The organism is Corynebacterium sp. UD i78 (assembly GCF_056280545.1).
In genome coordinates, this window is record NZ_JBWCED010000001.1 from 1,572,802 (window position 1) to 1,596,423 (window position 23,622).

Consider the following 23,622-nt stretch of genomic DNA (forward strand, 5'->3'; position numbering starts at 1 on the left):
TATCATCACTGGGTCGGATGCAACGGTGTCACAGTCAGCGCGCTGATGCCCGTGTCCCCTCCCTCGGCGAAGGCCGATACCCCGGTGGACGCCGCGTCCACGTCCCGGTACCCGTCGAGGGACACCGGCTGCTGCGACAGGCTGGTCCGGTCCCCGGTGTCGGTGCGCGTGACCTCCAGCGGCAGGGACATCCCCGAGCGCAACGGGTGTGCCGGGTCGAAGGGCGTGAGCAACGAGTACTACCGGTTGCTCATCCAGGCGGTCATGATGCGCCGGTCGTCAGGGCGTTGTCGTAGGACACGACGGCGTAGTAGTCCCGGCCGTAGTCGAGCCACTGCTCCCCCGTACCGTCCGGGGTGAAGGTCGTCCCGTCGAAGTCGCCGACCGCCCCGGGGTTGAGGTTCACGGTCATCACCCAGCGGGTGTTGTCCGGGTCGCCGTCCACCGGCGGTTCGGACAGGTCCGGACACTCCCACACCCCGCCGGTCGCGCCGATCGGCCCGACATCGGAGAGGTAGCCCCGAGAGGTAGCCCCAGTCCAGCAGGCCGTCCGAGCGGTACAGCACAGCACCCGGTGCTCCTCCGCCTCGACCACCGCCATGACCCGGTAGCCGTCACAGCGGAATACCTTGGGGTCGCGGAACTTACGGGATCCCCGGTCGAGCACCGGGTTCCCCGTACTTCTCCCAGGTGTAGCCGCCGTCGAGGGAGTCAGACCACGGACTGCGCCTGGATCAGCGGCGCGTCGGGATCCAGGACCGTGTTGTTACTGGTGTACAGCGCCACCAGCGGGAGATTCTCCGCGGTCCCCGGCCCGCAAGGCGTTCCCCTCGTCGACGACCACTGAGCCGGAGAAGATGTCCCCGGTGCTGAAGCCCACGCCGTTGGGGGTCTGCAGGATCGCCAGTGGCTGCTCGGTCCGGTTGACCAGGTCGGCCCTGGTGGCGTGCCCCCAGGAGATACTGGACCGGACCGGTCGGACTGTACTGGTCGTACATGTGCCAGGTACCGTCGACGTAGACCAGCCCGTTGGGGTCGTTGATCCAGTTATTCTCCGGCGTGTAGTGCGCCTCGGACGCCACGGGCCGGCGGTGACGGTGAGGGACGCGGTCGTTCCGGTCGCGACTACCGTCGCCGCAGTTCTTTTCATTCCGGAAAGCGTATCGACTTTCCGTGCTCTCAGTGCTCTCAGCGCTCTCAGTGCTCTCAGTGCTCTCAGTCGCCGATCAGCCCGATCAGCCCCTGGATGAGCAGTGTCGCCGCACCGGCGAACGCCAGCAGGGTCGCCAGTTTCCGCATGCCGTTGCTGGACATCCGGTCATTGAGCCGGTCCCCGAACCAGGCGCCGACGAAGATCGTGGCCAGCGCCACCACCCAGATCCACACCGGCAGCCCACCGACGTCGATTCCGCCGAGGACGATGAGCTTCACCACGAAGGACAGCAGGTTGGCGACGAGGATCACCGGGTGCAGGGTGGCGACGAAGTCCCGGTAGTCCCACCTCATGATCCGCGCGTAGATGGTGAAGGCGGGGGCCGCGATGCCGACGAGGGTGCTCATGAATCCGCCGGCGACGCCTGTGATGATCATCGCCGTCCGGGACTTCTCACTGACCCGCAGTTTCTCCGTGTTGAGCATCGACACACTCAGCGCCGCCATGACCAGCAGACCGACGGTGACGAGCAGCCACGGTCCGTCGATGGCGGTCACCACGAACGCCGCCGGCACCGACCCGACGACCAGTCCGCCGATAAGGAAGCGGAACCGGTGCCAGTCCGTCCGGGCGCGGACCGCCCAGGCATTGTTCGCCGCGTTGACCACCGAGAGTCCGTTGACGACCGTGACACCGGCGGCGGGCCCGAGCGTGACGGAGAGCACCGGTCCTGCGACGAGTCCGAGCCCCATCCCGGTGATGCGCTGGAGAATCGCGCCGATGAGAACGGCGACGAGCAGGACAAGGGCGACGATGATCACGAGGTCCTACGGTAGGCCTACCCTGTTCCGTTCCGGAAGCCGGGGGCGGCCTCACCACACCCCGAGATGCTCCATCAGGATCCGGGTACCGATGGCGATGAGCACCAGCCCACCGAGAATCTCCGCAGGACGCCGGAAACGCATCCCCGCCCGGTGTCCGATCAGGACGGCCATCGCCGAGAGCAGGAAGGTCATCGCGCCGATCACGGCCACCGCCTCGACGACGGAGACATGTGTCACCGCCAGTGAGACACCGACCGCCAGCGCGTCGATGCTCGTGGCGAGCCCCAGGACCGCGAGTCTACGCAGGTCGAGCCGATCCTTCGGCCCCTTGCTCGTCTCGTCGGGACCGAGTGCCTCGCGGATCATGTTCACCCCGAGCAGTACCAGCAGCACGAAGGCGATCCAGTGGTCCACCGGGGCCAGGAAGGTCGAGAACGAGGATGCCAGGGCCCAGCCGATGAGCGGCATGACGATCTGGAAGACCGCGAAGACAGAGCCGACAGTGACCACCATCCGCCCCGTGATCCTGGTCTTCCGGACCCCGATGGCGAGTGCGGCGGCGAAGGCATCCGCGGAAACGCCGATGCCGAGCATGATCAGGGAGAGTAGAGACACGCCGAAGAGCATGCCTGTCGATATACCTGTTAGTCCAGGGTGCTCTCAGAAGTTCAAACTATAGAAACCGGATGATCCGGTCGTCGTCAGGTCACCGCCACGATGACGCCCGCGGCGTAACATCCGATTGCGTTGCCGACTGCGGTGAGCAGGGCGATGTCCCGGCCGTGGCTCAGCGCCCGGCCGACGAGGAAGAGCACCGACGGTCCAGGGACGGCGATGAGGACCACGCACGCCACGACCAGCGCGCCGGGCTGGGTGATGCCAGTCATTCAGGCTCTTTTCCCTTCAACGCCGGATCCGCCACGGTGAGGAGCGAACCTGCCAGTCCGGGGGGCACTATCCACGCGAGCGTGTGCACGCCGGCATCGGTGGTGGACTCCCCGAACACCGGTCCGATGATGCTGGACGCGATGGTCGCCCCGATCTGGATCGCCGTACGGGACAGCCCGGACGCCGACCCGGTCTGTCCCTTCGGAGCATTGTGGTAGACGACCTCCTGGTTACTCACCGAACCGAGGCCCTGGGTGATCCCGAAGACACCGACGAGCAGCAGCAGGTAGACCAGAGAACTCCCGGCGTCCACGAAGACCAAGAGCAGGGCGCCGGGGCAGCAGCAGCACGGAGCCGGCGATCAGCGGTTTCCGCACCGAGGAACTCCGCGCGACGATCCAGGAGCACACCAGGGCGAAGGCCGTGGTGGACAGCTGGATGAGACCGGCGTGGTCGGCGGAGTAGCCCGCGGCGTCCTGCAGCCACTGGGTGAATCCGTAGACCATGAGGTACATGCCGGTGTAGGTGATGAGCATCCGCAGACAGGTCCTGGTCAGCGCGCCGTTACGCACCAGCATGCGCATGTCGATGTACGGGGATTCCACCCGGAGCTCTCCCATCCGACGAGGGCGCCGAGGGCGCCGACCATGACACAGAGGAGGCCGGCAACGTAGACCTTCTTCGGTCCGAAGATCTCGGCGACGCGTCTCAGCGCAGGTCGGGCTACGGCGCTGACGATGTAGAGCCCTGCGACGAGCCAGATCGCCGGCGCCGCCGAAACCCCGGTCGCCTGGGCGATGGGGACCAGCGCGATCGCGATCATGGTGGTGTTGATCGGGTTCAGTGCGGGTCCCAGCAGCACCGGGGCTGCGAACCGTGGGCCGAAGCCGATGTCGGAGGGAGGGGCTTTCCCACGGCCTTGTATAACCCGCCTCACAGCAGTTGCCCTGCCACGTCCCGGGCAATAGTGGGAAGATCATTCCATGACCATGACTCCGCCAGAGCCTCGGACATGGAAGGGTGCCCGGTGAACCGCGTGACCGATGCCGCGGAGGCGGCTGTCCTCGGCCTGTGGCACCGCTCCGACCAGGTGAGCCGCCGGCACAGTTGGCGCAGCATCGTCGGCGGACCCCTGCTGCTCCTCCTCGGCATCCTCCTTGTCACCGCCGCATTCCTGGTGCCGGAACCCTGGTGGCTTGTCCTGCCACTGCTCGGACTGCCGGCCCTGTACATCCTGGTCGCCGGAATGCTACGGACCTATGCGGAGCTGTTCCGCCTGCGGATTGGCCCGTTGATCATGCACCGTTTCGACGAGGGGTTCGTGGCAGAGCGTCCCCGCGGCCCGTTGCGTGCCGTCGCCTTCACCGAGCTGAAGGACGCCAGACTGATCGACCACCACGGGGCGGACGGCGCCATGGTGCTCCTCCTCATGGTCCACTGGGACGGCACCGCCTGGGCCTGCCTCGCCCCCGCCCCCGCCGAAGCGCTGGTCGAGATGGGTCGTGCGGCCGAGGCCCGTCGCGAGAACCTCCCGCTCTACGAAGTCGAAGAAATCCTGCGGAGGACACCACCGTGGACCGGGCGGAGGATGCCGTGGTGATGGTGCCGATGCGTCCCACTGCGGCCAGGACGGCAGGATTATCGCCCCACAATATAATCGAACACGTGCATGTTTTTCGGTGTCGCATGTACCATAGGAAGCGAGACACTCTCCACCCACACCACCACCGGAGACACCATGCACCGCCACACCTTCGTCCACCGACGACCCACACACATGATCGACCTACTGGACAACCTCCTCACCCCGTCTCCACCACCACCGTCCTGGTCGATTGTCACCAACCCCCACCCCGCCGCGACAGCAAAACTACGCATCAACCGCCACGAACTCGACCTCGCCGCCACCTGCACCCCCGACCCCGACGACAACGTCTACCGCACCGCCGACCACCTCGCCCGCACCCTCGGCATCACCCGCAGCAAAGCACTGACCTACTGCGACATCGGCACCATGCTCACCCGCATGCCCCGCACCCGCACCGCCCTGGCCTGCGGCGCCTTCAACATCGACCTGCTACGCATCCTCGCCGAGCTGACCTGCACCCTCGACGACACCCACCTCGAAGCCGTCGACACCGAACTCGCCACCCTACTGACCCCCACCCGCCCCAACCAGGCCGTCCCCGGACCCCGCACCCTCCGCCGCCAGGCCACCGCCATCCTCACCACCCACCAACCCGACGCCCGCCCCGCCGACCCCGAAGACCCCGAACTCCCCACCCCCGACCTGCACCTCAACTTCACCATCGACACCACCGACACCGACTACACCGTCTTCCAGATCACCCTACCCACCGACGAAGCCATCGGCGCCACCCGCATCATCGACGCCATCGCCACCGCCCACAACACCTCCCGGGCCACCGCCTTCACCGAACTGCTCCACGGCACCGCCGGCGAAGTGAAAGTCACCCTCAACTGCTACCGCAACCTCGACACCGGACAAATGCACCTCGAAAACCAGGAACTCACCGGCACCGCCCCCGACACCTGGATGCGCCGGGTCACCGAACTGACCGTCCCCTCCCACTCCACCCACCACGGCCGCTTCGCCACCACAGCACAGAAAGCTCTCATCGCCGGTATCGACGGCACCTGCCGCGCACCCGGCTGCGACAACCCCGCCGCCACCGCAGACGCCGACCACATCCACCGCTACGACAACAACCCGCACACCGACACCCGCGAGATGCAGTCACTGTGCCGACGCTGCCACATCCTCAAGACCCTCGGACTGACCGACTACACCCGCCTGACCGACGGCACCACCATCGTCTCCAGCATCGACGACAACCACACCGTCACCACCGTCCCCACCGGACCACTGGCCCACGCCAACCTCACCTTCGACCAACGCCTCGCCCACAAAACCAGAACCAGGAAAGAACACCAGAAGACCCGCGACCACTGGAACTACATCACCCGCCTCACCTTCCAGACCGTCGGAGCCTCCGCAATGGTCGTTGAGGAACCCATCCCCTTCTAGTTGATGATCTCCCCGCACGGGGTCTCCAGCCTCACCCGCCACTGCCCCAGTGCATCCGGAGCCAGACGGGTCCATTCGGTGATCTCCCGCACCACCCGGATCGGTGCCTCGCTGCGGTAGGAACGGGTCGGGTTCCCCGGGAACTTCTTGTCCGTGACATTCGGATCATCGACGAAGTTCCCCACCGGCTCCACCTCGTAGACATGCGGCGCTCCCCCGCGCCGTCCACCAGAGCCGTGAAATACACGTGATTCATCACGACCTCAGGGCGGTAGTTCGACCGGAACCCCGGCGACAGAAGGTCCCCGACAACCAGGGCGGCAGCTGTGCCGTGGAAGAACGGACCCTCTTCAAGAGACATGTGCCCCTTGTCGGATTCGAACCGACACTGAGCGGATTTTAAGTCCGCTGCCTCTGCCAATTGGGCTAAAGGGGCGCACACCACAACCTACCCGGTGGGGGCACCCCTTTCCCTCACGACCCCGCTCTCTCGACAGCCCCCTACGCAGGATTCAGCGACGCCACGAAGTCCAACTTGTCCAGCACCGGCGACGGGATAACGAACGGGTACAGGTCGTCACTGCCCATCGAGCGGTTCACCATGTTCAGTGCGGTGGACAGTGGCATCCATACCGAGGTCACCAGCTCACGGAACGACCGTCCCTCCACCGCCAGCGGGGAAATCAACCCGTACCGGACCACTGTCTCCACAGTGTCAGAGATGTGCAGGTAGTGTGCCCAGGTTTCCGCGAAGTCCTCGTACGGGTGCATCGTCGCGTACGCCGAGATGTGGGACTCCTCCCAGTTCTCCGGCGGCCCCTCTGAATAGTGCCTGTTGATCGTCTCCTGGTAATCGACCCGGTCGTCGCCGAACAGTTCCCTGGCCCGGGAAAGCACCTCCGCAGGACCGTTCTCGACGAACTGCCACTCGATATAGTGTCCGACCTCGTGGCGGAAATGCCCCGACATCGTCCGGTAGACCTCGTCGAGCTGACTCTTCACGTACTCGCGGTGCACGCCGTCGGCCTCACCCAGATCGATGGTGACCACACCGTTCGCATGCCCCGTGACCACATTCTCGTCCACCGACGACAGCAGGTCGAAACACAGACCGTTCACCGGATCATCGGCCCGGTTGACCAGAGTAAAGCCCAGGGCGTCCAGCTCCGCGAACAGATGACGCTTCGCCCGTTCCGACATCAGGAAATTACTGAGTCCCACGGCGTCCTCGTCATTCGGACGTGTGCGGGTGAAGTCGCAGGCCTCGCACTGGTCGCCGGCCGTCTGCACCAGCCAGGTGCACCCTGACAGGTCGAGGTTGCGGCACACGTGCCAGGAGACGCCCCCACCGTCGACATAGACTCCCTCGCCGTCGAGCGGGACGATGTTCTGCTCACTGCGGGAGTAGCCGAGCTCAGACCCGCACCCGACGCACACGGAGTTCTCGAAAAACAGGTCATTGCCGCAGTTCCGGCAGCTGCACGCTTTCATCAGCTGAGTTTGGCACAGCGGATTCACGCGTGCCGGGCGACAACCTCCGCCAGCAGCCCGTCGAGGATGTCTTTCTCGCTCACCGTGATCGTCTCCAGTCCCTGATCCAGGAAACGGGACGCCACGGCGTCGAACACCAGGCAGCCACCACCGATGACATCGGCACGTCCCGGGTGCATCACCGGGTACGCGCGGCGGGTCTCCACCGACTCGCCCAGCACCCGGCGGGCGGTCTCCCGGAACCCGTCCAACGGTAGAGACGCCATATGCGTCTGTGACGGGTCATAGGCGTCCAGTCCGAGGTGTACCGCCGCCAACGTGGTCATCGTGCCGGCCACACCGACGATCCGGGTCACCGATCCGAGATCGACGTGCCCGGCAGCCTCGTCGAGCTGCCCGGCGACGTACTCCGCCGCCGCCTCAGTTTCGGACGCCACGGGCGGGTCCGAATGCAGGAAACGCTCCGTCAGTCGCACACAGCCCATCCGGGTCGAGTACGCGCCGCCGCGACCGGCATCCACCACGAACTCGGTGGAACCACCACCGAGGTCGAAAACCAGCGTATGACCGTCCTGCGGGGGCAGGTCGATGACTGCACCGGCGAAGGAGAGCTCCGCCTCCCGCTCACCAGGGATGACCTCGGCCTGCGCCCCGGAACGGACCCGCCCCAGGTGACGCCGCGTCATCGCGAAGAACTCCTCGCGGTTGGAGGCGTCACGTGTCGCGGAGGTCGCGCCCATCACCACGTCCACCGCACCGAGCGACACCATGCGGTCGGCGTAGTTCTCCAGGGCGGCGTCCACCCGGGCCAGAGCCTCGTCGGCGAAGCGTCCGGTGGCGTCGACGTCCTGGCCGAGACGCACGATGATGTTGTCCCGGTTCAGCTCGGTCAGGGAACCGTCCGCCTCAACCCGGGAGACGAGCAGGCGGATGGAGTTCGTCCCGCAGTCGATCGCGGCGAAGACGCTCACTTGAGCTCCTCCGACTCGTCGAAGGCGGCCTCCACAGAGGTCCCGAGGTCCTCCGGGGTCGGCCAGTCCGCCGGGATCGCGGTACCGGAGAGTTTCGGATTGTTCGCCGCGGCCAGTGCCACGGCTTCCGTCCCGAGTCGCACCCGGTCCGGCCCCTCGGCCAGGGCGTAGGCGATGAGCACGTGGAGGCACTTCACCCGGTCAGGCATGCCGCCGCCGGAGAAATCCGTACCCAGTGATTCGATGGCGTTGCGCTCGGCCAGGTAGTGCTCGTGGGCGGCCAGGTAGTCCGCCGCCAGGGTGACGTCCTCCCGGAGACGTGCCTGCATCGTGCGCATCACACCGGCGACCTCGAGGCGGGAGGCCTCCGCGGTAAGCCGCGGGTCGGTGAGGTAGTAGAGCGTGGGGAACGGGGTGCCGTCGGGGAGCTTCGGGGCGGTCTTCACCACGGCCGGCTGACCGTCCGGGGTGCGGTAGGAGACCTCGACGGCCCCCCGGATCTTCCGTCCCAGCTGGTGGGACATGATCTCGAAGTCCTCGTCGGACACGCTCATCGGGTGTTTCTTCTCTCTGTGACTCAGTGCGGTTGGCTCGGTGCAGTTACTGTTCAGGCGCAGGATCCGGGGCGACCGGCAGGTTCGGAGACTCGCCCTCCGGCGGCGGGGCGTCCTCATCCGCCTCGTCCTCGGCGTCCGGCGGGGTGGTGACCGATCCCCACAGCTGGCTGTACCAGGGGGTCTCGGGCTCGTCGGACTCCGTCACCTCACCGGGCACGTAGTCGGCGCCGGAGTCGATGCCCGGGTCGAGCAGTCGCCAGGCGGTCTCCCCCGGTTCGACCAGACCGAGGCGGGTACGGGCCTGCTCCTTGAGGTAGGCCTCGCTGCCGTACTTCTCGATCTCCTCGGTCAGCGCCTGTTTCTCCGCCTCCTGGCGTTCGATCTTGGCGGTGACCTCGGCGATGTCCGCCCGCTGCTCGAAGTAGTTGCGCAGCGGCTGGGACACCGAGATGACCACCGCGGCCAGGACGAGCACGGCGATCAGCAGAACACCCGGATTCACCGAGGATTTCAGCTGCACGAACGAACGTGCCAGCTGTCGTGGTGCGTCCTTCGCCGCGCGGGCACGGCGGGACCGCGCCTCGGTGGACCGCGGCGCGGGGAGGTGTTCCGGTGACTCCGTCATACGGCGGATTCTACTTCGCGGTGAAGCGCGGGAAAGCCGACGCACCGGCGTAGGTGGCGGCGCCCTCCAGGTAGCTCTCGATACGCAGCAGCTGGTTGTACTTCGCGACACGCTCGGAGCGGGCCGGGGCACCGGTCTTGATCTGGCCGCAGTTCAGGGCGACAGCGAGATCGGCGATGGTGGTGTCCTCGGTCTCACCGGAACGGTGGGACATCATCGAGCGGTAACCGTTGTTGTGGGCCAGCGCGACGGCGTCGAGGGTCTCGGTGAGGGTACCGATCTGGTTCACCTTGACCAGCAGGGCGTTGGCGACGTTCTTGTCGATGCCCTCCTGCAGGCGGGCCGGGTTGGTGACGAAGAGGTCGTCACCGACGAGCTGCACCTTGTCGCCGATCTCGGCGGTCAGGGTGGCCCAACCCTCCCAGTCGTCCTCGTTCAGCGGGTCCTCGATGGAAACCAGGGCGTACTCCTCGACGAGTTCCTTGTAGACCTGCGCCATCTCGGCGGCGGAGTGCTGGCCGCCCTCGAAGTTGTAGACGTTCTTGTCGTTGTCGTAGAACTCGGACGCGGCGACGTCGAGGGCCAGGGCGACATCCTTACCCAGGGTGTAGCCGGCGGCGGTGACGGCCTCGTCGATGAGGTCGAGGGCCTCACGGGTGGAACCGACGGAGGGGGCGAAGCCACCCTCGTCACCCAGGCCGGTGGACAGCCCCTTGTCCTTGATGACCTTCTTCAGGGAGTGGTAGACCTCGGCGCCGGTGCGTAGTGCCTCGGAGAAGGTCTCCGCACCGATCGGGGCGATCATGAACTCCTGGACGTCGACGCCGGAGTCGGCGTGGGCGCCACCGTTGAGGATGTTCATCATCGGGACCGGGAGGACGTGGCCGTTCGGGCCGCCGACGTAGCGGAACAGGTGCAGGTTGGCAGACTCGGCCGCGGCCTTGGCGACGGCGAGCGAGACGCCGAGGATGGCGTTCGCGCCGAGGCGGGACTTGTTGTCGGTGCCGTCGAGCTCGATGAGCTTGGTGTCGATCAGGCGCTGGTCGTCGGCCTCGTAGCCGGCGAGGGCCTCGTCGATCTCACCGTTGACGAAGTCGACGGCCTGCTGGACACCCTTGCCCAGGTAGCGGTCACCGCCGTCACGCAGCTCGTGGGCCTCGTGCACGCCGGTGGAGGCGCCGGACGGGACGTCCGCCCGTCCGATGCTGCCGTCCTCGAGGAACACCTCGACCTCGACGGTCGGGTTGCCGCGGGAGTCAAGGATTTCGCGGGCGTTGATCTGCATGATTTCTGCCATGGGTGGTCAGCCTCCTCGGCTGGGTGAAGGAGCAGGAACGTGGTCGCCCACCATTGTTCCACAGTGGCCCGACGGTCAGTTCGCGGACTGCCCGAGCGCGTAGTTCGCGGCGGCGTCCCGCACGTCGGCGAGGTACCGGTCGGAGTGGTTGTAGGCGAAGACCGCACGGGTCCAGTCCTCGGCGGTGGAGAGGTCACGGTCGCCCGCGCACATCAGCCGACCTGCAGCGACGGCGGCGTCCGCGATGTTCTGGGGGTCGCCCTCGCCGTACATGCGCCAGGATTCCGGCAGGAACTGCAGCGGCCCGAGCGCCCGGTCGTACTCGGTGTCACCGTCGAGCCGGCCGCCGTCGGTGTCGGGGATCTCCATGAAACCACCGGTGCCGTCGAGCCTCGGGCCGATGATCTTCCCGTCCTCGACACCGTAGGTTCCATGGTGACTCTCCGCGTAGCCGAGCCCGGCCAGGGTGTTCCAGCGCAGACCACAGTCCGGCAGTTCCGCGGTGACGGTCTCCGTGGCGTCGAGGTAGGCGGTGAGGAAGTCCTCCGGGATCCGCAGGGCGGACGATGTCTCGGTGACATCCTCCACCGCAGCTGCGGCGGCCGGCGGGACATCCTCCGGGACCTGGAACCGGTCCGGAGCTGAGTCACGGGTACCGACGACCAGGGCACCGACCACCACGATGACCAGTACCAGCGCGGCGACGACGCCGGCGCACCCTGCAGGGCGTCTCACTCGGCCGCCAGGCAGAGGACGGCATCCAGGGACGCCGCGGACAGCTGGACCTCGGTTACACCGTCATCCCCGACGACCGACAGGGACGCCATGTCCGGGTAAGGCCGTTCGCCGACCTCGATGACCGCACCGGGGAGGATGCCGTGGTCCTCCAGGTAGCGGAGCAGCGCACCGTCGCGGTCGCTGACCCGGTCGACGAGCAGCCGGTCGCCGACCCCGGCGTCCGACAGGGGGACGGTGACGGACTCGGTGACACGGCCGTCCGGGTCGGGGATCGGGTCTCCGTGGGGGTCACGGTCGGGGTGCCCCATCGCCGCGTCGATCCGGGAGATGAAGAGGTCGGAGACGGCGTGCTCCAGGACCTCGGCCTCGTCGTGGACCTCGTCACGGCCGTAGCCGAGTTCCCGCTGCAGGTAGGTCTCGAGCAGCCGGTGCCGGCGGACCATCTGGAGGGCGAGCAGGCGTCCTTTCTCCGACAGGGTGATGTCCCCGTAGGGGGCGTGCAGGACGAGTCCCTCGGCGACGAGCCGCTTCACGGCCTCGGAGGCGGTGGACCGGCGCTGGTCGAGTTCGGCCGCCAGGGTCGACAGTGAGGCCCCGCCGGCCTCCCCGGACCCGGCGCGTCCCCATTCCTGGAGGTCGTAGATCTTCTTCAGGTAGTCCTGCGACCTGTCGGGGAGTTCGGAGACATGCATGGCGGGGAGTTTACCCGAGGGCACCCTGCCCTCCTCCGCGAACCGGGTTTCAGCATCCTGTACAGTTTGAGTTCAACATGACGAACTTCCAAGATTCAGGAGATGTAAATATATGCCCCGGACGACTGCACTGCTGACGGCCGCTGCCGTCACCGCCGCCGGCCTCACCGCCTGTTCAGCCGACGACGGAAACTCACCGCAGGTGCTCGCGACCTTCACGATCCTCGCCGACATCGCCTCCGAGGTCGCCGGAGATGCCCTCACCGTGGAATCCCTCACCCGACCCGGCGCGGAGATCCACGGCTACGACCCCACCCCGGGGGACATCCGCGCCGCCGCGGACGCCGACGTCATCCTCGCGAACGGCCTCAACCTCGAGAAGTGGCTCGACAAACTGATGGCAGACTCGGACGCCACCCGCGTCACCGTCACCGACGGCATCACCCCGATCCCGGTCGAAGGCACCGACGAGCCGAACCCGCACGCGTGGATGAGCCCCACGCTCGCCGCCGACTACGTCGACTCCATCGCCGACGCCTTCATCGACTACGCCCCGGCGGACGCCGACACCTTCCGCGACAACGCCGAGAACTACAAGGCACAGCTCGCGGAGGTGGAGACGACCATGCAGGAGGGTCTCGAGGCACTACCGGAGAACCAGCGCGCACTGCAGACCTGCGAGGGGGCGTTCAGCTACCTCACCCGCGAGGCCGGCATGTCCGAGAGCTACATCTGGCCGGTGAACTCCGGTGAGGAGATCACCCCCTCGCAGATCCGCCGGGCGGCGTCCTTCGTCACGGACAACGAGGTGCCGGCCGTGTTCTGCGAGTCCACCGTCGAATCCGGCCCGAAGGAGCAGCTGGTCCGGGCGACCGGTGCCCGCGACGGCGGCACCCTCTACGTCGACTCCCTCACCGAGGAGGGCGGGGACGCCCCCACCTACCTGGACCTCATCCGCTACGACACCGACACCATCATCAGGGGCCTCACCGGGGATGATGCGGAGTGAGTGCGATCGAGGTCAGCGATCTTTCGGTGCACTACGGCCAGGTCCACGCCCTCGACGGCGTGGACCTGCGACTGGAGCACGGCCAGGTCAACGGATTGATCGGAACGAACGGCTCCGGCAAATCCACGTTGTTCAACACCCTCATGGGTGAGATCACCCCGACCCGTGGCACCGTCGAGGTCGCCGACCGGGCCGGACACCTGGTCTCCTACGTGCCACAGGCCGAGGCGGTGGACTGGACCTTCCCGCTGACCGTCGGCGAGGTCGTCATGACCGGACGCTACGGGCACATGGGATTCCTGCGCCGACCGCGTGCCACCGACCGGGACGCCGTGGCGGACGCGATGGCGCGCACCGACCTCACCGACCTGGCCGACCGCCAGATCGGTCAGCTGTCCGGCGGGCAGAAGAAGCGGACCTTCGTCGCCCGAGGCCTGGCGCAGCAGGCCCGGACCGTGCTGCTCGACGAACCGTTCGCGGGTGTGGACACCACCAGTCAGGCGATGATCACCGGGCTGCTGCACGAGATGGCGGCGTCCGGGGTGTGCATCCTCATCTCGACCCACGACCTGGGGTCAGTGGAGGCCCTGTGTGACACGGTGACCATGCTGCACAGCCGCGTCATCGCCCACGGTGTCCCCTCGGAGGTCATGACCACCGACAACCTGCTGACCACGTTCGGGATGGTGGCCTGAGATGCTGACCTACGAATTCATCCAACGTGCACTGCTCGTCTCCACCGTCACCGCGGTCACCGCAGGACTGCTGTCCTGCTGGCTGGTGCTCATCGGCTGGTCCCTCATGGGGGACGCGGTCTCCCACGCGGTCCTGCCCGGTGTGGTCATCTCCTATATCGTCGGATGGCCCTTCGCCATCGGCGCCCTGATCGCCGCACTCATCGCCGTCACTCTCGTCGGCACCGTCGGGGAACGGACCACACTCAAGGGGGACACCGCCATCGGCGTGGTCTTCACCGCACTGTTCGCCCTCGGGCTCGTGCTCGTCTCGGTCACCCCGGCGGGGACGAACCTCCAGGAGATCCTCTTCGGCAACCTGCTCGGGATCTCCCGCGACGCCCTGGTCCAGGTCCTCCTCTTCGGTGCGGTCGCCCTGGTCGTCATGCTCGTCCTGCGCCGCAACGTCACCGTCTGGGCCTTCGACCCTGCCCACGCGCGCGCCGTCGGTGTCCCGACCGGACTCATCCGAGGCGCGGTGATGGTGTGCCTCGCCCTGGTGGTCGTCGCCGCGATGCAGGCGGTGGGCGTCATCCTCGTCGTCGCCATGCTCATCACCCCCGGTGCGACCGCCTACCTGCTGACCCGCCGGATCAACCGGATGCTGGTCATCGCCCCCCTGGCGGCCTGGGTCAGTTCCGTCGCCGGTATCACCCTGAGCTACCGCTACGACGTCTCCGCCGGCGGAACGATCGTGCTCTTCCAGGCGGGACTTTTCGTCCTGGCCTACCTCTTCGCCCCTCGCGAGGGGCTGGTCACTGCTCCCCTGCTGCAGCGTCATCGGCGGTCTCAGCACCCCACCCCGCCTGACGCTGCTCCAGCTGACGCCGGAACGTCGACACCGCGGTCATGAGCCGGTTCTCGGCGTCCCCGGGCTGGTCGGACTCCAGCCCGACCATCGGGTAACGGATGTCGGTGGGGATCTCGGTGTCCGGCAGACCGGCGGCACGGGCGACGGCGATGACCTCCTCCGCCGCAGCAAGGGGGGACGCCGCAGCCTGCAGTCCGGTGACCGCGGGGAACTCCTCGGCCTCCGGCTCCTCCCGCTTGTAGGGTTCCTTGCCTTCACGGACCCGCCCCTCTGCCCACAGCCGGTCCTGCTCCTCGCGGGACACCGGACGCTCCGCCTCCTCGAAGAGGTAGGGGGCACGGTTACGCATCTTCGCCACGAAGGCGCCGGCTACGTGGCCGATGTCGAAGAATCCCCGCCGGTTCGCGATCTCGGCGTGGAAGAGAACCTGCAGCAGCAGGTCGGAGAGCTCCTTGCACAGCTCCTGTTCGTCGTAGCTCCCGGCGGCATCCCCGGCAGCGATGACCTCGGCGAGTTCCTCGGTCTCCTCCCTCAGGTAGGCCAGCAGGCTGGCGTGGGTCTGTTCCTGTTCCCACTCCCCCTGACGCACTGCGCGGGCCATGAGGGCGACCGCGTCCTCCAGTTCGTCGATGACCGACCCCGGCACCTCGGTACGGGTGGTGCGTCGCATCCCGGCCACGGCGACCGTGTGCTCGTCGGTACCGACGATCTCGCCGTCAACGTATCCCCCACCGGAGACGTCGATCTCAGGCGGCCCGTCGACAGCGGGTTCAGGCGCCTCCAGCTCGCGGTCCGGTTCCATCGCGACCAGCAGACTGGGCGAGCGCACCAGGTCCTCGCGACGGTTCAACCGCGCCAGGACCTGCTCGTTCTCCGGGTCGGTGGTGACCAGGACCTCGGCCTCCTCGACGGTGTGACCACCCAGATCGGCGATCACCCAACGGATCCGTACCGGCACCTCCTCGGTGTACGAGACGTCGCCACCGAGCAACGGGACGGCATCGACCGGGAGCATCGCGGGGAACCGTGGATCCAGGAGTACGACTGACATGCACGTAAGTCTAGCGGGTGACGGGCTCTCCCTCACGCAGGTTGCGTCGCGGAACCCCGGCGAGGTCCGTCAGGGCGTTCGCGCACCACTGCAGCAGGTCGTCGTCACGGAGCAGAACGGCCCGCATTCCGGAGCCCTCCTTCGGCGCGGGAATGAGCACCGTCTTCGGCGTCGCACGGTACACCGCCGCCGGGAAGAGTCGCTTGAGACGCACCTGACCGGAGTCCGGGAGATTGACTGCGGAGAAACTGATCTTCGTGCCGGTCTGGATCACCTCGGTGATGTCCAGGTCGCGGCAGAGCATCCGCAGTCGGGAGACCACCGTGAGCCGCTCAACCTCCTCCGGGAAGTCACCGTAGCGGTCGACGAGCTCCTCGAGGACACCGGCCAGGGTGTCGTCGTCGGCGGCCTCGGCGAACTTGCGGTATGCCTCCAGACGCAGGCGTTCACTGGCGATGTAGGTCACCGGGATGTGGGCGTCGACCGGCAGGTCGATCCGGATCTCCTTCTTCTCCTTGTCGGAACCGTCGACGACCTCGCCGTCGGCCATCGCCCGGTAGGCCTCCACCGCCTCACCGACGAGCCGGACGTAGAGGTCGAATCCGACCCCGGCGATGTGACCGGACTGCTCGGCGCCGAGCACATTGCCCGCACCACGCATCTCCAGGTCTTTCATCGCCACGGCCATACCGGCGCCGAGGTCGTTGTTCTCGGCGATGGTGCGCAGCCGGTCGTAGGAGGTCTCGGTGAGCATCTCCCCCTTGGGGTAGAAGAAGTAGGCGTAGGCGCGCTCGCGGGAGCGCCCCACCCGGCCACGCAGCTGGTGGAGCTGGGACAGTCCCATATGGTTCGAGTTCTCCACGATGAGCGTGTTGGCGTTGGCGATGTCCAGTCCGGTCTCGACGATGGTTGTGCACACCAGCACGTCGAACTCCCGGTCCCAGAACCCCTGGACCGTGGTCTCCAACTGCTCCTCGCTCATCTGCCCGTGGGCGACGACGACACGCGCCTCCGGGACAAGCTCGCGGATGTGCGCCGCGGCGTCCTCGATGGATTTCACCCGGTTGTGGACGTAGAAGACCTGACCGTCGCGCAGCAGCTCACGCCGGATCGCCGCGGCGACGTGCCGGTCGTCCTGTGCTCCGACGTAGGTCAGCACGGGGTGCCGGTCCTCCGGCGGGGTGAGGATCGTCGACATCTCCCGGATGCCGGTCATCGACATCTCCAGGGTGCGCGGGATCGGGGTGGCGGACATGGTGAGCACGTCGACGTGGGTGCGCAGCGAGGTGATGTGCTCCTTGTGCTCCACGCCGAAACGCTGCTCCTCGTCGACGATGACCAGACCGAGATTCTTCCACTGCACGCCGGTCGCCAGCAGCCGGTGGGTGCCGACGACGATGTCGACTGTGCCGTCGGCCATGCCGGCGAGGGTCTCCTTCGACTCCCTGCCCGTGGTGAAGCGGGACAGTTCGCGGATCACCGTCGGGAAGTCCTGCATCCGGTCGACGAAGGTCCGGTAGTGCTGCTGGGCCAGCAGGGTGGTCGGCACGAGGATCGCGACCTGCTTGCCGGACTGCACCGCCTTGAAGGCGGCACGCACCGCGACCTCGGTCTTGCCGTAGCCGACGTCACCGACGATGACGCGGTCCATCGGCACCGGCTTCTCCATGTCGGCCTTGACCGCCTCGATGGCGTTGTACTGGTCCTCGGTCTCGGTGAAGGGGAAGGCCTCCTCCATCTGCCGGGTCCACTGGTTGTCCGGATCGAAGGCGAACCCCGGTGCGGCCTGCCGGGCGGCGTAGAGCTGCACCAGTTCCGCGGCGATCTCGCGCACGGCACCGCGCGCCTTCTTCTTCGCCGTCTTCCAGTCCGAGCCGCCCATCTTCGACAGGGCGGGCTTCTCGCCGCCGACATAGCGGGAAAGCATGTCGAGCTGGTCCATCGGCACGTAGAGCTGGTCGCCGGGGCCACCGCGCTTGCTCGGCGCGTACTCCAGCACCAGGTACTCGCGGCGGGACGCGTCGGCGCCCTTGCCGATGGTGCGCTCGGTCATCTTCACGAAGCGGCCGATGCCGTGCTGGTCGTGGACGACGAGATCGCCGGGCTCCAGGGCCAGCGGATCGACCCGGTTGCGCTTCTTCGCGGCCTTGCGTTTACCGGTGGCACGAGCGTCCACCCGGTTGCCGGTGACATCCGACTCGGTGATGAACAGCAGGTCGCGGGTATCGACACCGCCGTGGGCGACGGCGGCGTAGATGCTCACAGTACCGGCGCCGGGGGTGTCGGCGGTGGAGCGTTTCGAACGGCGCATCCGACCCTGACCGGTGATCCCGTCGAGGTCCACGCCGACCGCCTCGGCGGCGATCCCCGCCTCACGGAACCGGCGGAGCATCCGGGCCACGACAGTGGCGTTGGGCGCGGCGTAGGCGACCCGGCCGTCGGCCTCGACACGTTCGCGGACGGCGGCCATCATCTGTCCGATAGCGTCGACGTCGCCGTGCGGGGCGGGTGCCGGGGCGAAGTCGAGCAGCAGCGGCTCGGCATCCTCCTCCGCGTCCTCGGTCTCCCAGTCGGCGAGGCCGGTCGGCGACACGGTCCACCACGGCCGCCCCAGGGCGTCCTGCGTCTTCTCCAGGCTACGGACGCTGCGGTATCCGGCACGGTCGGCGGACTCCGGGTCGATCGCACCGACGTCGACCGGCGCGGCCGCACCCATCGCGGCGACCTCCCAGCCGGCGGCGAGGAACTCCTTGCCGGTGGCGATGAGGTCCTCGGCCCGACGGGCGACCGCGCCCGGGGTGAGTTCGACGGTGTGGGTGCCCTCCGGCATGAGTTCGGGGAGCGTCTGCATCGTGCCGTCGAAGAGCACCGGGATGAGGGACTCCATGCCCTGCACCGGCATGTGCTGGCTGATCTTGTCGAGGGCGTCCGCCAACTCCGGGTTGCCGGCGTTCTCGCGGGCGAGGACGCCGGCGCGCTCGGCGATGTGGTCGGTGATGAGCAGCTCACGCACCGGGTGGACGAGAACCTCACCGGGGTCGACACCGGGTACGGTGCGCTGGTCGCCGACGGAGAAGACCCGGACCTCGCTGACCTCGTCGCCCCAGAAGTCGACACGTACCGGCATCTCACCGGTACCCGGGAAGATGTCGAGGATGCCGCCGCGGGTGGCGAACTCTCCGCGGCGTCCAACCACGTCGGCGTGGGTGTACCCCAACTCGACGAGGCGTTCCTGTACCTCGGAGAAGTCCAGCTCCTCCCCCTCCGCCAGACGGACCGGGGTGATGTCCCCGAGGCCCGCCATCACCGGTTGGACGGCGGCGCGGGTCGGGGCGACAACGACCTTGAGTTCGCCGTGCGCCAGCCGGTGCAGGACGCGCATCCGCTCGGCGACGGTGCCGATGCCCGGCGAGAGACGCTCATGGGGCAGCGTCTCCCAGGCGGGGAACTGCGCGACGACATCGCCGAGCATGGCGGTGAGTTCAGCGGTGAGGTCCTCGGCCTGGCGTCCCGTGGCGGTGATGACCAGCACCGGCGCGTGCTGGGCGAGGGTGCCGAGGGCGAAGGGCCAGGAGGCCTCCGGTCCCTGGATGTGCAGGCGGGAATCACCGACGTGGGTGACCAGACCCCGGAGTTTCGGATCGCCGGCGAGGGTGCGGAGGACGCCGGACAGGGCGGGGCTGGGGCTCGTGCTCATGGTGGTCCATCGTAGTGGTGGCGCGGACGCGGAAGGCGTGCGGTGGGTGCGGTACAGTGTCGCGGAGACCTCAGGGCCTCTTTCCCCCATGGTGTAATGGCAACACTCCGGTTTTTGGTACCGGCATTCCAGGTTCGAGTCCTGGTGGGGGAGCAATCAGCGTCGGGGAACGCTCCCCGAAAACACCTCCTCTCTCACCCCCTTGTTATTCACTGTGGAACGGCCCACACAATGATCATGAGGAGCCAAGAATGTTCACCGGGAAGACCATCCGACTCCGGGGGCCGCCGGAACAACGCCACGCCGAACTCAATTCCGTGAAGCGCTCGGCTGACGGCGAGCCAGTGAAAATCCTGCAGGCCACGCCTCTGAAAGACACCTCGGTCGAGCAGAAGGACTACCGGCTCGAGGAGTTCACCAGAGACAACACCGACTACGTTGCGCTCTGGCGCAAGGGTCTTCCTCCCGGTGTGGGACGCAGAGGGAACGCCGGTGTTTGACGGGCCGTTGGATGGCGCGACCGATGTCGGCGGATCGAGCCCGTCCCTGACCGATCCACTCACCGGCAGCGTTGTGCTCCTCGGCGGTGAAGACGCCGGGAAGGAGGGGGATCTTGTCGGGTACGACACCCAGGGGACAACCGTGAACCGCTGCTCCACCGAGTTGGGCAACAACGGCACGAGGATCAGTTTGACAGGGATCTTTCACGAGCAGGACTCCGGCAATGAGAACTGGCGGGCACGCGACCTCGTCGGAGTCGGGGATACTGATCTTCTCGACGACGTCGGGATTGCCGGCGACTTCGCCTTCTTCACGATGAGGGGGCGTCCTGTCTCGCACAGAGCCTGACGGGACCCCCACCAGGGCCTACGTCGTCCACATCCCGGACGGGAAGCTGGTGCATGAACCGGATGAGAGTTGCGGTTCTCTCAGACCTGATCAGGCCGTCACTTCCCTCGACAACAGCAAGGTCGTGTCCGGGAACACCATGTACGACTCCACTGACGATGTCCTCACCTGCGACTCCCTCCCTCTCTGGTCCTTGACGACGGCACAATGTGCGGGACCGGTACGTAGTGTCCAGGAGAAAGCGCGGGTCGGATCGCGGTCTCAATGAAGACCGGAGACGAGGAGGCACTCAAAGAAGACGGATACCTTCCGCTCTACGTCGACGAAGACGGTCGCGGCCGGTTCTCCGACAGCGTCAGCACGGACCGGGGCACCGAGAACGTCGTCTTCGTCCTGAACCCCACGGAGTAGGTGCCCGGGGACCGCGCGACTCGCCCTGCCCACCACCTCTCCCCCTACTCCCGGCATCTCCGGCGTTAGACTGACGAGGATTCCCTGTGACCAGTGACACGCTAAGGACACAACCACTGTGACTGTTGACCATCAGACCGACACATCGTCGGTCGCCGTCGTCGTACTCGCCGCCGGCGCCGGCACCCGCATGAAGTCGAAGACCCAGAAGACGCTGCACGCCATCGGCGGTCGCACGTTGCTCTCCCACAGTCTCCATGCCGCGGACGCCCTCCGTCCGTCCCGGATCGTCGCCGTCGTCGGCCACGGACGGGACCAGGTCGGCCCCGCCGCAGAGGCGATCGGTGAGGAACTGGACGCCGAGCTCGCCATCGCCGTACAGGAGGAGCAGAACGGCACCGGGGACGCCGTCGCCGCCGGTATGACGCAGCTCGAGGACTTCGAGGGCACCGTCATCGTCACCAACGCCGACGTCCCGCTGCTCACCGGCGACACGCTCACCGAACTGCTCGCCGCACACACCGAGGTGCCCACCGCCGTCACCGTGCTGACCATGCGGCTGCCCGACCCCTTCGGTTACGGGCGGATCATCCGCAACGAACAGGGTGAGGTCACCCACATCGCCGAGCAGAAGGACGCCACCGAAGCCGAGCGTGAGGTCGACGAGGTCAACTCCGGTGTCTTCGCCTTCGACGCCGGCGTCCTGCGGGATGCCCTGACCCGGCTGAACACCGACAACATGCAGGGCGAGCTGTACATCACCGATGTGCTCGGCATCGCGCGGGACGCCGGTCGTCCGGTCCGCGCCCACATCGCCGATGACGCCCGCGAGCTCGCCGGTGTCAACGACCGGGTGCAGCTCGCCGCCGCGGGTGCCGAGCTCAACCGGCGCACCGTCGAGGCCGCGATGCGCGGTGGAGCGACCGTGGTGGACCCCACAACCACCTGGATCGACGTGCAGGTGCAGATCGGCCAGGATGTGACGATCCTGCCCGGTGTCCAGCTCAAGGGCCGCACCACGCTGGCCGACGATGTCACCGTCGGGCCGGACTCCACCCTCCTCGACGTCACCGTCGGTGAGGGTGCGTCCGTGGTCCGTGCCCACGCCGTCGAGGCGGTCATCGGCGAGCGGGCGGACGTCGGGCCGTTCACCTACCTGCGCCCGGGCACCGTCCTCGGTGAGGAGGGCAAGCTCGGCGGCTTCGTCGAGTCGAAGAATGCCACCATCGGCAAGGGGTCGAAGGTGCCGCACCTGAGCTACATCGGGGACGCCACCGTCGGCGAGTACTCCAACATCGGCGCGTCCTCCGTCTTCGTCAACTACGACGGCGTCACCAAGCACCACACCACGGTCGGATCCCACGTGCGCACCGGCTCAGACACGATGTTCATCGCGCCGGTGACCGTGGGCGACGGTGTGTACTCCGGTGCCGGTACCGTGATCAAGGACGACGTGCCGGCCGGGGCCCTCGTGGTCTCCGGTGGCCACCAGCGCAACATCGAAGGCTGGGTGGAGCGTAAGCGCCCCGGAACGCCGGCCGCAGAGGCCGCGAAGAACGCCCGGGAAAGCACCGAAAGCACCGAGTAAGGGGGTCGGTTGGGCCCCCGCCCGGCCGCGCCCTAACATGATCTGTGTCATACCGCCTGCGTGCACAGGCGTGACCACCCCACCGAAAGGTCTGAAGAAGCCGTGTCCCACTGGATCGACAACCAGAAGAACCTGATGCTGTTCTCCGGTCGCGCCCACCCTGAACTGGGTGAAGCTGTGGCCCGTGAGCTGGGGATCGCCCTTACCCCGACCACTGCCCGCGATTTCGCCAACGGAGAGATCTTCGTCCGGTTCGAGGAGTCCGTCCGTGGGTCGGACGCTTTCGTGCTGCAGTCCTACCCGCAGCCCCTGAACAAGGCGATCATGGAACAGCTCATCATGATCGACGCCCTGAAGCGCGGCTCCGCCAAGCGCATCACCGCGATCCTGCCGTTCTACCCCTATGCCCGCCAGGACAAGAAGCACCGCGGCCGCGAGCCCATCTCCGCCCGCCTCATCGCCGACCTGATGAAGACCGCCGGTGCGGACCGGATCGTCGCTGTGGATCTCCACACCGACCAGATACAGGGCTTCTTCGACGGCCCGGTCGACCACATGCACGCGATGCCGATTCTCACGGACTACATCCGCGGGAAATACGGCGCCGACAACATCGCCATCGTCTCCCCCGACGCCGGCCGTGTGAAGACCGCCGAGAAGTGGTCCAACATCCTCGACGGTGCCCCGCTCGCCTTCGTGCACAAGACCCGTGACATCGACGTCGCCAACAAGGTCACCGCCAACCGCGTCATCGGTGACGTCGAGGGCCGCACCTGCATCCTCATCGACGACATGATCGACACCGGCGGAACCATCGCCGGTGCCGTCGAGGTGCTGCGCAAGGCAGGTGCCTCCGACGTCATCATCGCCACCACCCACGGTGTCTTCTCCGACCCGGCCCGTGAACGTCTCAACGCCTGCGGTGTGCGTGAGGTCATCACCACCGACACCCTCCCGCAGAACACGGAGGGCTGGGACAACCTCACCGTCCTGCCGATCGCGCCGCTGGTCGCGAAGACGATCCACGAGATCTTCGAGAACGGTTCGGTCACCACGCTGTTCGAGTGATAGACTCATCGCGTCTCGGCGAGGGCCGGTGAAATCACCGGCCGTTATCGGCGCGAATCCGTTCCCACTGCTTCTCCTTCAGGACAGCACGCGGGACGAAAACGCCGCGGCCCAGGTCG

28 protein-coding genes, 2 tRNA genes and 1 pseudogene are annotated in these 23,622 nt (G+C 67.2%); 11 read left to right on the forward strand and 20 right to left on the reverse strand.

Annotated elements, in window-relative coordinates:
• Positions 1-5: 5 nt before the first annotated feature.
• The 9 genes from ACZ9GM_RS07400 to ACZ9GM_RS07440 form a co-directional block, all read right to left on the reverse strand.
• Positions 6-233, reverse strand: a complete 228-nt coding sequence (locus tag ACZ9GM_RS07400) for a hypothetical protein (RefSeq protein ID WP_476037505.1) — start codon at positions 231-233, stop codon at positions 6-8.
• A 29-nt stretch (positions 234-262) separates the two neighbouring features.
• Positions 263-667 carry a glycoside hydrolase family protein gene (locus tag ACZ9GM_RS07405; protein ID WP_476037506.1) on the reverse strand — a complete coding sequence of 135 codons (405 nt, stop codon included), beginning with the start codon at positions 665-667 and terminating at the stop codon, positions 263-265.
• A gap of 67 nt (positions 668-734) precedes the next feature.
• Positions 735-1,082 carry a hypothetical protein gene (locus ACZ9GM_RS07410; protein WP_476037507.1) on the reverse strand — a complete coding sequence of 116 codons (348 nt, stop codon included), beginning with the start codon at positions 1,080-1,082 and terminating at the stop codon, positions 735-737.
• 133 nt (positions 1,083-1,215) lie between these two features.
• On the reverse strand, positions 1,216-1,974 hold the full coding sequence (locus tag ACZ9GM_RS07415) for a sulfite exporter TauE/SafE family protein (protein ID WP_291475014.1): 759 nt from the start codon (positions 1,972-1,974) through the stop codon (positions 1,216-1,218).
• Between the two features lie 51 nt (positions 1,975-2,025).
• The gene (locus ACZ9GM_RS07420) at positions 2,026-2,592 is read right to left on the reverse strand and encodes a manganese efflux pump MntP (protein WP_291475016.1); all 567 of its coding nucleotides are present in this window, start codon (positions 2,590-2,592) and stop codon (positions 2,026-2,028) included.
• Between the two features lie 86 nt (positions 2,593-2,678).
• Entirely contained in the window at positions 2,679-2,864 is a 186-nt protein-coding gene (locus ACZ9GM_RS07425) for a hypothetical protein (protein WP_291475018.1), read from the reverse strand.
• Complete coding sequence (locus ACZ9GM_RS07430; protein WP_476037508.1) at positions 2,861-3,103, reverse strand: hypothetical protein; 243 nt, start codon at positions 3,101-3,103, stop codon at positions 2,861-2,863. Before ACZ9GM_RS07430 ends, ACZ9GM_RS07425 begins: the two co-directional genes overlap by 4 nt.
• A complete protein-coding gene (locus ACZ9GM_RS07435; RefSeq protein ID WP_476037509.1) occupies positions 3,096-3,470 on the reverse strand; it encodes a hypothetical protein in 375 nt (124 codons plus the stop codon). Before ACZ9GM_RS07435 ends, ACZ9GM_RS07430 begins: the two co-directional genes overlap by 8 nt.
• Complete coding sequence (locus tag ACZ9GM_RS07440) at positions 3,419-3,727, reverse strand: MFS transporter (protein ID WP_476037510.1); 309 nt, start codon at positions 3,725-3,727, stop codon at positions 3,419-3,421. Before ACZ9GM_RS07440 ends, ACZ9GM_RS07435 begins: the two co-directional genes overlap by 52 nt.
• A 174-nt stretch (positions 3,728-3,901) precedes the next feature.
• Here ACZ9GM_RS07440 and ACZ9GM_RS07445 point away from each other — a divergent pair, with 174 nt between their 5' ends.
• Positions 3,902-4,465: a hypothetical protein gene (locus tag ACZ9GM_RS07445; RefSeq protein WP_476037511.1), complete on the forward strand. Its 564-nt coding sequence runs from the start codon at positions 3,902-3,904 to the stop codon at positions 4,463-4,465.
• 177 nt (positions 4,466-4,642) lie between these two features.
• Complete coding sequence (locus ACZ9GM_RS07450) at positions 4,643-5,914, forward strand: HNH endonuclease signature motif containing protein (protein WP_476037512.1); 1,272 nt, start codon at positions 4,643-4,645, stop codon at positions 5,912-5,914.
• Here ACZ9GM_RS07450 and ACZ9GM_RS07455 read toward each other — a convergent pair.
• The 9 genes and pseudogenes from ACZ9GM_RS07455 to ACZ9GM_RS07495 form a co-directional block, all read right to left on the reverse strand.
• Positions 5,911-6,275: pseudogene (locus tag ACZ9GM_RS07455) on the reverse strand (NAD(+)--rifampin ADP-ribosyltransferase). The gene ACZ9GM_RS07450 and the pseudogene ACZ9GM_RS07455 overlap by 4 nt on opposite strands.
• A gap of 1 nt (position 6,276) precedes the next feature.
• Positions 6,277-6,350: transfer RNA gene (locus ACZ9GM_RS07460), tRNA-Leu, on the reverse strand.
• A 65-nt stretch (positions 6,351-6,415) separates the two neighbouring features.
• Positions 6,416-7,405, reverse strand: a complete 990-nt coding sequence (locus ACZ9GM_RS07465; protein ID WP_476037513.1) for a zinc-binding metallopeptidase family protein — start codon at positions 7,403-7,405, stop codon at positions 6,416-6,418.
• 23 nt (positions 7,406-7,428) lie between these two features.
• Complete coding sequence (locus ACZ9GM_RS07470; protein ID WP_476037514.1) at positions 7,429-8,376, reverse strand: Ppx/GppA phosphatase family protein; 948 nt, start codon at positions 8,374-8,376, stop codon at positions 7,429-7,431.
• Positions 8,373-8,930, reverse strand: coding sequence for a DUF501 domain-containing protein (locus tag ACZ9GM_RS07475; protein WP_476037515.1), 558 nt, complete (start codon positions 8,928-8,930; stop codon positions 8,373-8,375). The genes ACZ9GM_RS07470 and ACZ9GM_RS07475 overlap by 4 nt, the downstream gene beginning before the upstream one ends.
• Before the next feature lie 46 nt (positions 8,931-8,976).
• Positions 8,977-9,558, reverse strand: a complete 582-nt coding sequence (locus ACZ9GM_RS07480) for an FtsB family cell division protein (protein ID WP_291473133.1) — start codon at positions 9,556-9,558, stop codon at positions 8,977-8,979.
• Between the two features lie 10 nt (positions 9,559-9,568).
• Entirely contained in the window at positions 9,569-10,855 is a 1,287-nt protein-coding gene (gene eno / locus ACZ9GM_RS07485; RefSeq protein ID WP_291473134.1) for a phosphopyruvate hydratase, read from the reverse strand.
• Between the two features lie 75 nt (positions 10,856-10,930).
• Entirely contained in the window at positions 10,931-11,590 is a 660-nt protein-coding gene (locus tag ACZ9GM_RS07490) for a lytic transglycosylase domain-containing protein (protein WP_291473135.1), read from the reverse strand.
• Positions 11,587-12,285 carry a metal-dependent transcriptional regulator gene (locus tag ACZ9GM_RS07495; RefSeq protein WP_291473136.1) on the reverse strand — a complete coding sequence of 233 codons (699 nt, stop codon included), beginning with the start codon at positions 12,283-12,285 and terminating at the stop codon, positions 11,587-11,589. Before ACZ9GM_RS07495 ends, ACZ9GM_RS07490 begins: the two co-directional genes overlap by 4 nt.
• Positions 12,286-12,397: 112 nt before the next feature.
• On the opposite strand from ACZ9GM_RS07495, the gene ACZ9GM_RS07500 reads away from it, so the two are divergent.
• Genes ACZ9GM_RS07500 through ACZ9GM_RS07510 form a run of 3 tightly spaced genes read left to right on the forward strand, consistent with a single transcriptional unit; the run spans position 12,398 to position 14,881 of the window.
• Entirely contained in the window at positions 12,398-13,294 is an 897-nt protein-coding gene (locus tag ACZ9GM_RS07500; RefSeq protein WP_291473137.1) for a metal ABC transporter solute-binding protein, Zn/Mn family, read from the forward strand.
• Positions 13,291-13,989 carry a metal ABC transporter ATP-binding protein gene (locus ACZ9GM_RS07505; RefSeq protein WP_291473138.1) on the forward strand — a complete coding sequence of 233 codons (699 nt, stop codon included), beginning with the start codon at positions 13,291-13,293 and terminating at the stop codon, positions 13,987-13,989. The genes ACZ9GM_RS07500 and ACZ9GM_RS07505 overlap by 4 nt, the downstream gene beginning before the upstream one ends.
• Before the next feature lies 1 nt (position 13,990).
• On the forward strand, positions 13,991-14,881 hold the full coding sequence (locus tag ACZ9GM_RS07510) for a metal ABC transporter permease (protein ID WP_476037516.1): 891 nt from the start codon (positions 13,991-13,993) through the stop codon (positions 14,879-14,881).
• On the opposite strand, the gene ACZ9GM_RS07515 is transcribed toward ACZ9GM_RS07510, so the two are convergent.
• On the reverse strand, positions 14,784-15,890 hold the full coding sequence (locus ACZ9GM_RS07515; protein WP_291473140.1) for a MazG nucleotide pyrophosphohydrolase domain-containing protein: 1,107 nt from the start codon (positions 15,888-15,890) through the stop codon (positions 14,784-14,786). The two genes, ACZ9GM_RS07510 and ACZ9GM_RS07515, sit on opposite strands and share 98 nt — an antisense overlap.
• Before the next feature lie 10 nt (positions 15,891-15,900).
• Positions 15,901-19,587: a transcription-repair coupling factor gene (gene mfd / locus ACZ9GM_RS07520; RefSeq protein WP_291473141.1), complete on the reverse strand. Its 3,687-nt coding sequence runs from the start codon at positions 19,585-19,587 to the stop codon at positions 15,901-15,903.
• A gap of 82 nt (positions 19,588-19,669) precedes the next feature.
• On the opposite strand from mfd, the gene ACZ9GM_RS07525 reads away from it, so the two are divergent.
• The 6 genes from ACZ9GM_RS07525 to ACZ9GM_RS07550 all read left to right on the forward strand — a co-directional run bounded on the left by ACZ9GM_RS07525 (position 19,670) and on the right by ACZ9GM_RS07550 (position 23,503).
• Positions 19,670-19,740 (forward strand) — tRNA-Gln (locus tag ACZ9GM_RS07525).
• A gap of 98 nt (positions 19,741-19,838) precedes the next feature.
• Entirely contained in the window at positions 19,839-20,087 is a 249-nt protein-coding gene (locus ACZ9GM_RS07530; protein WP_291473142.1) for a hypothetical protein, read from the forward strand.
• On the forward strand, positions 20,080-20,436 hold the full coding sequence (locus ACZ9GM_RS07535) for a hypothetical protein (RefSeq protein ID WP_476037517.1): 357 nt from the start codon (positions 20,080-20,082) through the stop codon (positions 20,434-20,436). The genes ACZ9GM_RS07530 and ACZ9GM_RS07535 overlap by 8 nt, the downstream gene beginning before the upstream one ends.
• 264 nt (positions 20,437-20,700) lie before the next feature.
• The gene (locus ACZ9GM_RS07540; protein ID WP_291473144.1) at positions 20,701-20,847 is read left to right on the forward strand and encodes a hypothetical protein; all 147 of its coding nucleotides are present in this window, start codon (positions 20,701-20,703) and stop codon (positions 20,845-20,847) included.
• Between the two features lie 118 nt (positions 20,848-20,965).
• Positions 20,966-22,435, forward strand: coding sequence for a bifunctional UDP-N-acetylglucosamine diphosphorylase/glucosamine-1-phosphate N-acetyltransferase GlmU (glmU, locus tag ACZ9GM_RS07545; RefSeq protein WP_476037518.1), 1,470 nt, complete (start codon positions 20,966-20,968; stop codon positions 22,433-22,435).
• 102 nt (positions 22,436-22,537) lie between these two features.
• Positions 22,538-23,503 carry a ribose-phosphate diphosphokinase gene (locus ACZ9GM_RS07550; RefSeq protein ID WP_291473146.1) on the forward strand — a complete coding sequence of 322 codons (966 nt, stop codon included), beginning with the start codon at positions 22,538-22,540 and terminating at the stop codon, positions 23,501-23,503.
• Positions 23,504-23,622: the final 119 nt, after the last annotated feature.

Bases quoted from the DNA above. Each gene is read 5' to 3' on its own strand.
- ACZ9GM_RS07540 (WP_291473144.1), top strand. From the start codon at position 20,701: ATGAAGACCGGAGACGAGGAGGCACTCAAAGAAGACGGATACCTTCCG.
- ACZ9GM_RS07515 (WP_291473140.1), bottom strand. From the start codon at position 15,890: ATGTCAGTCGTACTCCTGGATCCACGGTTCCCCGCGATGCTCCCGGTC.
- ACZ9GM_RS07465 (WP_476037513.1), bottom strand. From the start codon at position 7,405: ATGAAAGCGTGCAGCTGCCGGAACTGCGGCAATGACCTGTTTTTCGAG.
- ACZ9GM_RS07450 (WP_476037512.1), top strand. From the start codon at position 4,643: ATGATCGACCTACTGGACAACCTCCTCACCCCGTCTCCACCACCACCG.
- mfd (WP_291473141.1), bottom strand. From the start codon at position 19,587: ATGAGCACGAGCCCCAGCCCCGCCCTGTCCGGCGTCCTCCGCACCCTC.
- ACZ9GM_RS07510 (WP_476037516.1), top strand. From the start codon at position 13,991: ATGCTGACCTACGAATTCATCCAACGTGCACTGCTCGTCTCCACCGTC.
- ACZ9GM_RS07530 (WP_291473142.1), top strand. From the start codon at position 19,839: ATGTTCACCGGGAAGACCATCCGACTCCGGGGGCCGCCGGAACAACGC.
- ACZ9GM_RS07425 (WP_291475018.1), bottom strand. From the start codon at position 2,864: ATGACTGGCATCACCCAGCCCGGCGCGCTGGTCGTGGCGTGCGTGGTC.
- ACZ9GM_RS07500 (WP_291473137.1), top strand. From the start codon at position 12,398: ATGCCCCGGACGACTGCACTGCTGACGGCCGCTGCCGTCACCGCCGCC.
- ACZ9GM_RS07480 (WP_291473133.1), bottom strand. From the start codon at position 9,558: ATGACGGAGTCACCGGAACACCTCCCCGCGCCGCGGTCCACCGAGGCG.
- ACZ9GM_RS07495 (WP_291473136.1), bottom strand. From the start codon at position 12,285: ATGCATGTCTCCGAACTCCCCGACAGGTCGCAGGACTACCTGAAGAAG.
- eno (WP_291473134.1), bottom strand. From the start codon at position 10,855: ATGGCAGAAATCATGCAGATCAACGCCCGCGAAATCCTTGACTCCCGC.
- ACZ9GM_RS07475 (WP_476037515.1), bottom strand. From the start codon at position 8,930: ATGAGCGTGTCCGACGAGGACTTCGAGATCATGTCCCACCAGCTGGGA.